The 12,409-nt window shown below is 37.9% G+C and carries 11 protein-coding genes; 8 read left to right on the top strand and 3 right to left on the bottom strand.

Annotated features, from left to right (window positions below; all coding sequences use genetic code 11):
* Positions 1 to 6: 6 nt before the first annotated feature.
* The 3 genes from ACFPRA_RS22330 to ACFPRA_RS22320 all read right to left on the bottom strand — a co-directional run bounded on the left by ACFPRA_RS22330 (position 7) and on the right by ACFPRA_RS22320 (position 4,342).
* Positions 7 to 978, bottom strand: a complete 972-nt coding sequence (locus ACFPRA_RS22330; RefSeq protein ID WP_381439645.1) for an arsenic resistance protein — start codon at positions 976 to 978, stop codon at positions 7 to 9.
* A 462-nt stretch (positions 979 to 1,440) separates the two neighbouring features.
* Positions 1,441 to 4,008: a heavy metal translocating P-type ATPase gene (locus ACFPRA_RS22325; protein WP_381439643.1), complete on the bottom strand. Its 2,568-nt coding sequence runs from the start codon at positions 4,006 to 4,008 to the stop codon at positions 1,441 to 1,443.
* Between the two features lie 13 nt (positions 4,009 to 4,021).
* Complete coding sequence (locus ACFPRA_RS22320) at positions 4,022 to 4,342, bottom strand: ArsR/SmtB family transcription factor (RefSeq protein ID WP_381439641.1); 321 nt, start codon at positions 4,340 to 4,342, stop codon at positions 4,022 to 4,024.
* A 247-nt stretch (positions 4,343 to 4,589) separates the two neighbouring features.
* On the opposite strand from ACFPRA_RS22320, the gene ACFPRA_RS22315 reads away from it, so the two are divergent.
* The 8 genes from ACFPRA_RS22315 to ACFPRA_RS22280 all read left to right on the top strand — a co-directional run bounded on the left by ACFPRA_RS22315 (position 4,590) and on the right by ACFPRA_RS22280 (position 12,042).
* Positions 4,590 to 5,144, top strand: a complete 555-nt coding sequence (locus tag ACFPRA_RS22315) for a copper resistance CopC family protein (protein ID WP_381439639.1) — start codon at positions 4,590 to 4,592, stop codon at positions 5,142 to 5,144.
* Positions 5,145 to 6,239 (top strand): copper resistance D family protein, encoded by a 1,095-nt coding sequence (locus tag ACFPRA_RS22310; protein ID WP_381439637.1) that lies wholly within the window; start codon positions 5,145 to 5,147, stop codon positions 6,237 to 6,239.
* 24 nt (positions 6,240 to 6,263) lie between these two features.
* A complete protein-coding gene (locus tag ACFPRA_RS22305) occupies positions 6,264 to 6,938 on the top strand; it encodes a DsbA family protein (protein WP_381439635.1) in 675 nt (224 codons plus the stop codon).
* Positions 6,938 to 7,378, top strand: coding sequence for a disulfide oxidoreductase (locus tag ACFPRA_RS22300; protein WP_381439633.1), 441 nt, complete (start codon positions 6,938 to 6,940; stop codon positions 7,376 to 7,378). Before ACFPRA_RS22305 ends, ACFPRA_RS22300 begins: the two co-directional genes overlap by 1 nt.
* 91 nt (positions 7,379 to 7,469) lie before the next feature.
* On the top strand, positions 7,470 to 8,516 hold the full coding sequence (locus ACFPRA_RS22295; protein ID WP_381439631.1) for a flavin-containing monooxygenase: 1,047 nt from the start codon (positions 7,470 to 7,472) through the stop codon (positions 8,514 to 8,516).
* 13 nt (positions 8,517 to 8,529) lie between these two features.
* The gene (locus ACFPRA_RS22290) at positions 8,530 to 9,432 is read left to right on the top strand and encodes a cation diffusion facilitator family transporter (RefSeq protein WP_381439629.1); all 903 of its coding nucleotides are present in this window, start codon (positions 8,530 to 8,532) and stop codon (positions 9,430 to 9,432) included.
* A gap of 104 nt (positions 9,433 to 9,536) precedes the next feature.
* Complete coding sequence (locus ACFPRA_RS22285; protein WP_381439627.1) at positions 9,537 to 10,259, top strand: ZIP family metal transporter; 723 nt, start codon at positions 9,537 to 9,539, stop codon at positions 10,257 to 10,259.
* 523 nt (positions 10,260 to 10,782) lie between these two features.
* Complete coding sequence (locus ACFPRA_RS22280) at positions 10,783 to 12,042, top strand: cytochrome P450 (protein ID WP_381439624.1); 1,260 nt, start codon at positions 10,783 to 10,785, stop codon at positions 12,040 to 12,042.
* The last annotated feature ends 367 nt before the right edge of the window (positions 12,043 to 12,409 follow it).

Below are 12,409 nucleotides of genomic sequence, written 5' to 3'. Positions count from 1 at the left end.
ATGAACCTAGGTCGTTCTGTCAGGCAAAAGTATATTAGGTATTAAACGTATATAAATAAGTGAACCTATAAGCTCCACGACTGTTTGGGTCACAATTATGGCTGCTACTAACGTGCTCACTCCATCAGGCAATGCTAATGCAAGAGGAAGAACAACAAGCGAATTACGTGTTGCTCCACTGAAAATTAGTGCACGTCCAGATTGAATATCAAGATTAAACCGCTTAGCAATGAATCGCGAAATGATAGGCATAATAATCATAAATGCAATATATATAGGAATTACTTTTATAATTAGATCTATGTAGGCAGATAATTTCCCTATTTGAGAAGCTACAACAACAAAAAGAGTTAAAGCCATGAACGGAACGGGAAGCCATGCAGAACTATATAATATTTTATCTACGATGGCTGCCTTTTTCGCATATAACTGTACGGCGATACCAAGGCCTAGTGGGATAACGATTAGACCGAAAAATGCTTCGAGAAATGGAGCGACTTCCACGATTCCTACAGCTTTCCGTCCCATAAACAACCATAAGTACAAGGGCAACAGGAGCATTTGCGTAACGAAAAGAATAGGTGTTGCCATAAGTAATAGCTTTTCATTTCCACGACCTAGTGATGTGAAAACAATAACATAGTCAATACAAGGTGTAAGTAATACTAAATAAACTCCGAGTAACAATGGAGGATATTCTGGTAATAACATCGATAGAAGCCATACCACAATAGGCACGGCTATAAAGTTAACCGTTAATAAAGCTCCGCTAAAACGACGATTTCCAAACGACTTTTTCAAAGATGCAAATGGAATCTGAGAAAACATACTATACATTAAAATAGCAATGACTAAAGAAATCGTTACATCTAATCGTCCCGCTAAATCAGGCACGAATATTCCAAATCCAGCAGCTATCACTAGTACAATTACATATAGTGATATTTGTTTTTCTTCTAATTGTTTTCTAGTACACATTAAAAATTATTCTCCTTTTGTTTTACGAAATACTTCCAATGCAAATTAAGCCAATTTATATTACTTGACCGACGGGGCTAAAGTGTTTCAAGAGTTGAAGTAAAAGTATCTTCCGGGCATTTCAAAAAGAGGACCGGTGTAGAGAGAGTTGCAAATCCAAATTGGGTTACAGAAGAAGTATATGTGACATGAGAACACTTATTAGGTTACCTGGTCTAAGTACTAGGTTCTTTTAGTAATCTTAAATCCATGAGAATATGAAAGTAAAATGACCTTCTATTTTTTCAGAAGGTCATTTTACTTTTGTACCTTTAACCATTATTTATTCGATTACACATAGGGAATGAGGTTGCATCCATCCCTAAAACATTCCAAACATTATTAATAAACTAGGCAGGAAATTACAATTCGAAAAGCTAAAGGCGTAGAAAGACCACGTCTGAGCTTTACTATATCAATTGTTCACTCACTTTTGACCCTTAAAAGACGAAGCGCATTTAAAATAACGATCAGCGCAGCGCCCGTATCACTTAATACAGCAATCCATAATGTTAACCAGCCAGGGAAGATAAATAGTAAAGCTACGGCCTTTACAATTAAGGAGAACCAAATATTTTGTTTGATAATCGTCAATGCTTTTCGACTGAGATTGATTGTATGTGGCAGTTTTTCTAAGTTGTCAGCCATTAAAACAATATCAGCAGTTTCCATTGCAGTATCTGTACCAGCACCGCCCATTGCTATTCCAAGGTCAGCAGTCGCTAATGCTGGGGCATCGTTTATTCCATCACCAACCATGGCCACACGATATCCTTCTTCTTGCAATTGTTTAATCGCATCTACTTTTTCATCCGGTAATAGTTCAGAGAAGTATCGGTTCACGCCAGCTTCTAAAGCGATTGTTTTGGCTGTTCCTTCGTTATCACCTGTTAGCATTACAACTTGCTTTACGCCTACTTTTTCTAGATTTGAGATTGCCACTTTAGTTGTTTTTCGAATCGTGTCTGAAACACAAATTATACCAAAAATGTTTTCAACTGTACCTATGATAACAATTGTTTTCCCTTCATCCTGCAGGCTAAGAATTTGTTCTAGGTGGCTATCGATGGGGGTGCCGATTTCTTCAAACAGTTTTACATTTCCCGCAAAGTAGGTATCATTACCGATTGTCGCTTGGATTCCTTTGCCTGCACGGTTCTTAAACTGTGAACCAATCTTCGCTTGAATGTTTTTAGCTTTCGTGTAATTCACTATTGTTTTAGCAATTGGGTGTGTGGAATATTCCTCTAAAGTTAAAGCTATAGATAGCATGTTTTCTTCTGAATCATCAAAGACCACCACATCAGTCACTTTTGGTTTACCTTCAGTAAGTGTTCCGGTTTTGTCAAAGGCAATGGCATTAATGGATCCAGCATTCTCCAAGAATGTTCCACCTTTAATCAGAACACCATTTTTAGCAGCATTACCAAGGGCGGTAACAATCGCAACAGGAGTTGATATAACAAGCGCACAAGGACAAGCAATCACTAGCAGCATTAACCCTTTATAAATCCAGTCCTCCCAAGTACCAAAGGCAAATAATGGGGGGATGATTATCACCAAAAGAGCAAGTATGAATACAATTGGTGTATAAATTCGTGCGAATTTATCAATAAAAGCTTCTGTGGGAGCCTTCTTTTCTTGGGCCTCTTCAACTAAGTGAATAATTTTTGAGATGGTTGTATCTTCTATAAGTTTTGTCACTTTAACACTCAGTGACCCATGTTCATTTATGGAACCTGCATATACGAAACTACCTTTACCTTTATCGACCGGGATGGATTCTCCAGTTATAGCAGCTTGATTGACACTGGATTCACCCTCTAAAACATCTCCGTCTAATGGGATTCTATCTCCAGGCTTCACTACAATCACGTCATTAATTGATACATCTTCAACAGGCTTTTTGATTAATTCGTTTCCAATTTTAACCCAAGCTTCTGGAGGGGTTAACTCCATTAGACCTCGAATCGATTTTCGTGTTTTTTCGATGGCTCGATTCTGTAAGTTGAGACCTAAAGCAAACAGCCATACAACAGTGGCCCCTTCAAGCCATTCACCTAGAAATGCTGCTCCGATTGCAGCAGCGGACATAAGTACGTTCATGTCTAACGAACGGCTTCTAATCGCATAATAGGCACTCTTCACAGGTTTATAGCCGCTTACAATCATTGCAACTGCGTACATTGTTATCGTGAGAGAAGGAGATATCCCTGTGTAAGATCCGATAAAGCCAAGCGCAATTAAAATACCTGAAAAAATCACAGCCCCATTTTGGTTACTTGAACGAGCAGGGGAGTGTGTCTGTTTATTGGGAGTGATGAGTGACGCTTTAAATCCAGCTTTAGATACTTCTTTAATAATTTCTTCAGTGCTATTTTCATGTTCAATTTTCATTTTGCCCGTTGAAAAATTCACCCGAACGTGTTTGACAGTAGGAAGATTATTCAAGTGGTTTTCAATTGTTAAAGCGCAGGATCCACAATCCATGCCTTCAATAAAGTAATTCTTGAAGTTGTTATTTACTTTTATAGGTTCAACTTCAAAACCGAGCTTCTTCATTTGTTTTTGGATGGATTCAAATTCAAGTTCTTCAGTCGAACTAACCTGCATTTTTCCTGTACTGTAGTTCACGTTCACTCCATTGATACTTTGTTGAGTGCTTAAACTTTTTTCAATTGTTACCGCACAGGCTGGACAATCCATTCCATAAACTCGAAATTCCTCTTTTATTCCCGCATCAATGTTTACGTTAACTGGATCTAAAGTATTTCCTGAATTACTGCAACAACCGACTGGAATACTCGAATCATTATCGGATTCCTTACTGCTGCAGCAAGTCGTTATTTTTGTATTTTCTTCCTTACTCATCGAAGGCGTATTACAACATTCGTCTTTGACTACTGTATTTATGGTGTTACTACTGCAACAGGTTATTTGTTCCTCTACTTTGTGGGATTCTGCTTTGGCCGAACAACATTTTTTATCCATTTTAAGCACAACCTTAATTTATATGATTTTCACAGCAAGCAACATCGTCTTGAATTTGTCTAAGTACATCATCAAATGTATCTAATAATTCTTTGATTTGCTGATTTCGCAAACCATAGTAAACGTATTTCCCCTCTGGTCTCCCTACAATAATCCCACATCCCCTGAGACAGGCTAAGTGCTGCGAAATATTGGATTGATTACCTTCTACACTCTCCACAATTTGTGAAACGGTTTTTTCACCGTTTTTGATACAGTCCAGTATTTGTACCCTTGTTTTATCTCCAAAAGCTCGAAAAAACTTTATCTTAAGGTCTAATTCTATTTGAATCATAAAGCTTCCCCCTTTATATTAGACAGTACTAATATGTTTTGATAACAACATATTAGCAATAGCTAATATGTGTGTCAATTATTATTATATTAGCGGTAACTAATATGTGTGTCTATTTTATGTCTGAATTTAATGTTTCTATAAATAAAGCCTGATTTCTCAATCGAAAATGTTTTATTGTGTGACTTTTCTTGTACAATAAATTTGATTAACGCTATTACTAATGCAATTGAGAGGAAGTGAAGAAATGAAGAGGATTATTAGTGCAACACTGCTTTTATTTTTTGCATTTTCATCTACTGTTTCCGCGCATACCGGTTTAACGAATTCTTCACCGGCTGAAGGGGAAGAAGTAGTTGAAGACGTTTATGAAATTGTATTGGAATTTAATACGAAGATAGAAAAGACCAGTACAGTGAAGGTTTTCAATCAGAATAAAGAGGAAATCATCGTCGGTAATATGCAAGTGAGTGATAATATTATGACAGGTGGTTTCATGTCGCCGTTAGATAATGGTACATATACAGTAGAATGGAAGATTATTGGTGCAGATGGTCACCCAATTCAGGGAACATATTCATTCATAGTAAATCAAGATGAATTAGAGGATCCGATAATATCTGAAGAATCCCAAGAAACACCTGCTATGCCTATCGAAGAACCAGTAGAAGAAAAAGTGGAGCTGCCAGTCGAAGTTCAATCAAAAATAGCTTCAAATGATGTCCTGGTTGTCATCCTTATCGTTTTATTTCTGATAGCTGGCGGATTTTTTGGCTGGATAATAGGAAGAAGGCAAAAGTAAATGATTTGGATTTATATTTCTGAAAGTTTGTTGTATCTTTGTTTCTCGCTATTGATGGGCACATTTATCATTCAATTTATTCCAGAACGGTTGAAACCTGAAATTCATATTTCAAAACGGTTAATTCAATTGGCAGTATTAGGTGTTGTGTTCTTTTCGGTTGCTCCTGTGGTCAGGATTATTCTATTTCTTTATGAAGACATCGGTCTGATGTTGACGATGCAAAATGTTCTTATGGGGTTTGAAGTAGGAAAGGCATGGAATTTCACGGTCATACTTGCAATTTTCTTTTACTTGTTTATATCGTTATTCCCGGTATTGAAAAGCAAAGTTCTTTCTGGCATTTCATTGGCTTTCACCTTCGTCCTGCTCCTGGCATTGGGATGGGCGAGTCACGCAGCATCGCTTACCGAATGGAGTGGATTCGTTTTTCACTCATTACACTTTCTAGCTGTTACAGTATGGGTTGGTATACTCCTTGTCGTCGGATGGTGTTCGAAAAACCAAGAGAATTGGCTTTCTTATTTAAGATGGTTTACCCCTTTGGCAATCGCGTGTTTTCTTACGATTGCGGGAACTGGCTTCTTTCTTATGACATTGGTAATCGATGTAAAAGAATATGGTGACGCATGGATGCTCCCCTATGGACAAGCCCTATTATTAAAGCATCTGACTATCATCCCTGTTTTATTTTTTGCTTTTATAAACGGGTTTTGGATTAAGCGTAAAATGAAACAACAAGAGCAATTCAATCCTATACCGTGGTTGAAGTTCGAAAGCGTTCTCCTTTTCTTTACGTTTGTTTCGACAGGAGTCTTGGGACAACAGGAACCTCCTCATAGTATCGAGATAACTCTCGGAGGCAGCGGTCCTTCGGCTATCTTCGATTACTTTTATTCAGGGGTCATTGAACCTTCAATGAGTTTGCAATTCGGATTCAATACAATAAATACATTGTTTTTCATAGTGGCGATCATCTTCATGTGGCTAATCCTATATAGCTTCAGGAAAAAGACGCCCGCAATTGTCCCGTTTTTCATGGGGATGTTCAGTGTTCTTTCGCTCTATTTCGGATTAATGGGTAGCATTCAATAATAAATATGAGAGAAGAGGTATCTGATGAAACAGAATAAGAATTCAAATATGAAATTTGCAGTTGTTTTAACACTCGTGGCAGTCGTAATATTGGCAGCCGTCGTTGTTTTCAGCAATAAACAGGAAGCCTTGCCAACCGAAGTAACGCAAATCGATATCACGGGGCAGCCCTTACTTGGGGAGAAAAATGCTCCTGTCACAATAGTTGAATTTGGTGATTTTAAATGTCCTGCATGTAAAGCATGGGGTGAAATGATTTATCCGAAATTAGTGAATGATTATATTGAAACAGGTACAGTTAAATTTTCATTCGTGAACGTATTATTTCACGGTAAAGAATCGACTTTAGGATCGATTGCCGCTGAATCCGTCTTTGAGCGGAATCCCGATGTGTATTGGGATTTCCATCAAGCGTTGTTTGATGCACAGCCAACCGAAAATCATGATGCACAGTGGATAACTCCAGAAAAAATTCTTGAAATTGCAAGTGGATTCCCTGAGATTGATCAAAAACTATTAAAAGAAGACATGGAACAGCAATCGACTATGGAGAGCGTTAAGCTTGACGAAGATTTAGTAAGAGAAGTCGGCGTTTCTTTGACTCCGACCATTGTCATAAACGGAAAAATGATGGAGGATCCCTTTGATTACGAAGCTATTAAGAAGGCAATAGATCAAGCGACTAAGGATGAAGACTGATGGGGAATAAAGTTAATGAATCCAAACCACAGGGGTTCCTATTATATGTTGCTTGGGCCGTTTCATTAGTAGCCATGTTCGGGAGTTTATACTTCAGTGAAATTAAAGGGTATATTCCATGTGAGTTATGTTGGTATCAGCGTATTCTTATGTACCCACTTACTTTGATATTGGGGATTGGAACTTTCCAGAATGACATTTCCGTTAAAAAGTTCGTACTTCCTTTATCAATAATTGGGGGAAGCATATCGTTCATGCATTATTTAGAGCAGAAGATACCCGGCTTTGGAGGCATCAAGCCATGTGTAAGTGGTGTGCCTTGTAGTGCCCAGTATATAAATTGGTTTGGGTTTGTTACGATTCCATTTTTGGCATTAGTGGCATTTGTAATTATTGCTGTCTGTATGTTTTTCATTAAACCAAAGAAGTCAATTGAGTAAAAATCCTTATTTAAGAAGCCAAAAGAAGTCGCATTTGTCACTCCTTTGGCTTCTTTGCGTTTGAAAATACTTTTGTAAGGGGGAGAAACTGATGCAGTATGAGGCAATAGTTATAGGGACCGGTCAAGCCGGATTAGCGATGGGCTATTATTTAAAACAAAATAATAATCGTTTTTTAATTATTGATAAAGGGCAGGCATTAGGCGAGGTATGGAAAAATAGATATGACTCCTTAAAGTTATTTACACCTAGAATGTATAGTTCATTGCCTGGCCTTATCCTAGATGGAGAACAACAGGGATTTCCTTCAAAAGATGAAATTGCAAACTACATAAAGCATTATGCGGAAACATTTGCACTACCTGTTGAACTGAATACTGAGGTTCTGTCCGTAACAAAAAATGAAGAAGGTTTTTGTGTAGAAACAACAAAAGGAATATTTTACACATCGAATGTTGTGGTTGCCACAGGTCCATTTCAGGAGAAGCTGATTCCCGCTTTTTCGAGTTTCCTTAGTGGAAATATTCTACAGCTACATTCGTCTGAATATAAGAACCCTGATCAGCTCCAACAAGGAAATGTGCTGGTTGTTGGGGGTGGTAATAGCGGTGCTCAAATAGCGGTTGAGTTGTCAGAAGAGAGAGAAACCTATTTGGCTATAAGTAAAAAGCCGATCTATTTCCCATTAACGATTGGTGGAATGAGTGTGTTTTGGTGGTTAGATAAATTGGGAATACTTAAAGTGACGAACACGTCATTAATGGGGAATTTATTGCAAAAAAAGGGCGACCCTATCTTCGGGAATGAATTAAAAAAAGCTATTAAAGAATGGGAAGTTACGTTAAAAGGAAGGGTCGTAAAAGGGGTGTACAATCATGTTGTATTTGAAGATTCAACTACACTTGAAGTGAAAAATATTATTTGGGCAACTGGTTTCCAACAAGATTATGAATGGTTACAAGTAGATGGTGTAATCAATCAGAAAAAAAAGATTAATCACAACAAGGGAATAAGCCCGGTAAAAGGTCTTTACTTTTTAGGTTTACCATGGCAATCACGTAGAGGATCTTCATTGCTTCAGGGAGTAGGGTTTGATGCCAGGCATATCATGGAACATATGAAAAACACAACTACATAAAGGAGGCACTTGAATGGGTCATGAACATAATCATTTTGCAGAAAAACGAGAAGGGAATAAGCGGGGGCTCGTCATTGCATTATCCATTACAACACTCATTATGCTTTTGGAGTTTTTCGGTGGGCTTTTCACAAATAGTTTAGCCCTACTATCGGATAGTGGCCATATGCTTTCGGATGCAAGCTCGATGGCTTTAAGTCTCGTGGCAATTTGGTTTGCAAGTAGACCGCCATCACCGAATAAGACGTATGGGTATTTTCGATTTGAAATTCTAGCCGCTTTATTTAATGGCGTTACGTTATTTGTGGTTGCGGGGTTTATCGTCAAAGAAGCAATTCAACGGTTAAATGAACCGCCAACTGTCGCCAGTGGCACGATGATGATCATTGCATTCATCGGATTAGCGGCAAATCTTCTTAGTGCAATGGCTCTTCTTAAAAAAGCTGATGTAAAAGAGAATATTAACTTAAAAAGTGCTTACATTCACATAGTCGGTGACGCTTTAGGTTCGGTTGGTGCTATATTGGCTGGTCTGCTCATGCTCCTGTTTGACTGGTATGTTGCAGATCCGATCATTTCGGTGGTAGTCGCTTTATTGATATTGAAAAGTGCATGGGGAGTGCTTAAACAGAGTATTCATGTCTTAATGGAAGGTTCACCCTTGATGATTAATAAAGAAGAAGTTTTAGCTGAATTAGAAAATATTGAAGGTGTGAAAAATGTCCATGATCTTCATATTTGGACGATTACATCGGGGCTGGATATGTTAAGCTGTCACATTCTAATTGAAGAAGAGAAGGATGAACAAGAAGTTCTTCAACAGGCAATCAATCTGATACGTGACATCTACAAAATTGAACATACTACGCTTCAAATTGAAAAATCGAATCTTCAGCATCAAGAATTAAGTATATAAGAAATGATATCCAATGTAGATTGACCTTACGTAAAAAATACAACAGCATAATTTATAATCAATGACCATATAAACATATAGACAAACAACTGAAGGATGGTTTATTGACTCATGTCTGGCTTATCGGTTTTATATCTACATTTGCTGGAATCTGCGTAGGTGGAGTTATTGCTGGTCTGATAAATGGTTTTAAGAGAAGTATTGGGACTATCTACGCGGTATGCACAGGGTTAATCTTAGGATTAATTAGTTTTGAAATCGTGCCGGAAGCTTTACAACTGGGTAATTGGATAGTTTTTATATTGGGTTTCTTAGCAGGGGTTTTTTTATTCAAGCTCCTTCATATCGGGGTTCATAAAAACTCTGTAGCTACAACAGTATCACACAAACGTCATAATAGAAGGCTAGGCTTATTCCTTGCTCTAATTATCTCTATCCATAATCTACCCATGGGAATTGTTCTTGGGACCAGTGAAGAATCTGAATTAAGTATAGCATTATTACAAGCATTAATATTTCACAATGTTCCTGAAGGTATGATCCTATTTACTCCATTATTTATCGCAGGATTTAGTGCTTATATGTTATTCCTTATCTCGATTATCGTCGCTGTACCTGTTGGACTTGGGGCTCTCATTGGCGAAATGATTGGCATACAAAATAATCTTTCATGGGCGTTCTTAATAAGTTTGACTGTCGGAACTATTTACATGGTTGCGATTAAGGAAATCCTGAATGAATCAATTAGGCATTCATCCAATATCTACAGCTTACTGGTTGCATTTGTTGCTTTTGGGGTGATAGGTGTGTATCTGATTTATTATTAAGGATGACCAGGATAGTAGCGGAGACCAACGCCTTGGCATCCCTGTTTGGTGGTGCTATTTTGGTGGAAGCTATATATTGACCCTGTACTTTTCGTCGTGGGGAAGCTGTATTAAAAAGACGTAGAGGTTGAAAAAGCGAAAAACGCGATTGCTGAAGCAAAATATCAACCAGGAGATGTCGTAGTTATTAAGTCGCGTTTAGTATGTACATTCAATAAAAATAAAAGCCGATGATTTCCCGGGGTAGGAAATCATCGGCTTTTTTGTTGAAATTTGCCAATCGTTTGTTTTCCGTTTTGTGTTGGTGGTGAGACCCCTTACACTGCTCGCAGTTCTTTCGATGAATAGACGTCAGTGAATATCTTTTGTACTTCAAAATCAATTGCTCAATCGACTCGACAATTTCCGGTTCTAAATGTATTTTGCCCGCCATTCAGTTCATCAAACATGCAAGATGACTAAAGAAGAGCAAATAGGGAAAAGTAACATAAGATCATCAATAATGAAAATGGAGATGAATGATATGTCCGATACAAATCAAATGCCTCGAGAAGAAGGAATAGATCATAGCTTGAGTCTTATAAGAGAAGGATATATGTACATTATGAACAGACATCGCAGTTTTAATTCTAATATATTTGAGACCCGATTGCTTGGGAAGAAAGCGATCTGCATGGTAGGAAAGGCAGCTGCCGAAGTTTTTTATGACACCGAGAAATTCAAAAGGAAAGATGCAGCACCAAACCGGGCGGTTCAAACATTGTTTGGGAAGAATGGTGTTCAGGCGTTGGATGGACAAGATCACAAACATCGGAAAGAAATGTTTATGTCTATCATGTCTCTTGAAGGACTTCAAAGTCTAACGGATATTACAAAAAAACAGTGGAAGTTTGCATTAAATAAATGGGAACAGATGGATGAAGTTATTCTTTATGAAGAAGTAAAAGAAATCCTATGCAGAACAGCTTGTTATTGGGCAGGCGTCCCGTTGGAAGAAAGCGCAGTTAAGAAATTGACAAAGGACTTGGCAGCGATGTTCGAGTCTCCGGCTGCAGTTGGCCCAAACCATTGGCTTGGGAGAAATGCACGGAATAACGTAGAAAAGTGGATTGGTGGGTTGGTTGAAAAGGTTCGTGAAGGGGAAGTAAATCCACCAGAAAATACAGCTTTACATCAATTTTCCTGGCATCGTGATTTGGAGGGAAATCTTCTGGATAACCAGACCGCTGCTGTGGAAGTAATCAATATCTTGAGACCTATTGTGGCGATTTCTATATTTATTAATTTTACGGCACTGGCAGTGCATCATCATCCGGAAGAAAAAAAGAAACTTGAAACCTGCGATGAGAAATATGCTCAGATGTTCGTACAGGAGGTTCGTCGTTTTTATCCGTTTTTTCCCTTTGTCGTGGCATTGGTAAAAAAGGATTTCATTTGGAACGATTATAAATTTGAAGAAGGTACATTAACTTTGCTGGATCTTTATGGCACCAATCATGACCCTGAAACTTGGGACAATCCTGATGCGTTCAGCCCTGATCGGTTTGCCGAATGGGAAGGAAGCCCCTTTGGCTTCATTCCACAGGGGGGTGGTGATTACTTTATGGGACATCGTTGTGCTGGGGAGTGGGTCACAATTGAAGTCACGAAGGTAAGTCTTGATTATCTGGCGAATCGAATGGAATATGAAGTTCCTAATCAGGATTTAAGTTACAGCATGGTAAGCATACCAAGTATTCCGCATAGCAAAGTAGTGCTGGAAAATGTAAAACGAAAGTTATAATTACACTGAGTTATTGTAAATAATTAATTTATGAAGTTAACTTTTGACCGAACAAGATAAATGAAGAAAATGATTTCTTAATTAACGGTGGTTTTGTGAGATACCTTATTATGGAGAGTCGAAACAGCAAAGTCCGTTTTTCTCTACAAGGGAGAAACCGGGCTTTTTAAAGTAGGGAAAGCTTAATGCTTCAAAACTGCATCCTGACAATATTCTCACCAGTATATTGAGGTTACAAAGAAAAGTAAATTCAGTTATAAGAATAATTAAATACCGCAAATTAAAAAAACTGCTCTTTATGTAAATTACACTCAAACATATATTTGACTATTTGTTTTTATTTACATATAATGATAATCAAACGTAC

The organism is Sporosarcina soli (genome assembly GCF_042655805.1).
Taxonomy (GTDB): domain Bacteria; phylum Bacillota; class Bacilli; order Bacillales_A; family Planococcaceae; genus Sporosarcina; species Sporosarcina soli.
This window is presented reverse-complemented; position numbering and strand designations above follow the sequence as displayed.

Bases quoted from the DNA above. Each gene is read 5' to 3' on its own strand.
- ACFPRA_RS22325 (WP_381439643.1), bottom strand. From the start codon at position 4,008: ATGGATAAAAAATGTTGTTCGGCCAAAGCAGAATCCCACAAAGTAGAG.
- ACFPRA_RS22280 (WP_381439624.1), top strand. From the start codon at position 10,783: ATGTCCGATACAAATCAAATGCCTCGAGAAGAAGGAATAGATCATAGC.
- ACFPRA_RS22330 (WP_381439645.1), bottom strand. From the start codon at position 978: ATGTGTACTAGAAAACAATTAGAAGAAAAACAAATATCACTATATGTA.
- ACFPRA_RS22290 (WP_381439629.1), top strand. From the start codon at position 8,530: ATGGGTCATGAACATAATCATTTTGCAGAAAAACGAGAAGGGAATAAG.
- ACFPRA_RS22300 (WP_381439633.1), top strand. From the start codon at position 6,938: ATGGGGAATAAAGTTAATGAATCCAAACCACAGGGGTTCCTATTATAT.
- ACFPRA_RS22295 (WP_381439631.1), top strand. From the start codon at position 7,470: ATGCAGTATGAGGCAATAGTTATAGGGACCGGTCAAGCCGGATTAGCG.
- ACFPRA_RS22315 (WP_381439639.1), top strand. From the start codon at position 4,590: ATGAAGAGGATTATTAGTGCAACACTGCTTTTATTTTTTGCATTTTCA.
- ACFPRA_RS22305 (WP_381439635.1), top strand. From the start codon at position 6,264: ATGAAACAGAATAAGAATTCAAATATGAAATTTGCAGTTGTTTTAACA.
- ACFPRA_RS22320 (WP_381439641.1), bottom strand. From the start codon at position 4,342: ATGATTCAAATAGAATTAGACCTTAAGATAAAGTTTTTTCGAGCTTTT.
- ACFPRA_RS22310 (WP_381439637.1), top strand. From the start codon at position 5,145: ATGATTTGGATTTATATTTCTGAAAGTTTGTTGTATCTTTGTTTCTCG.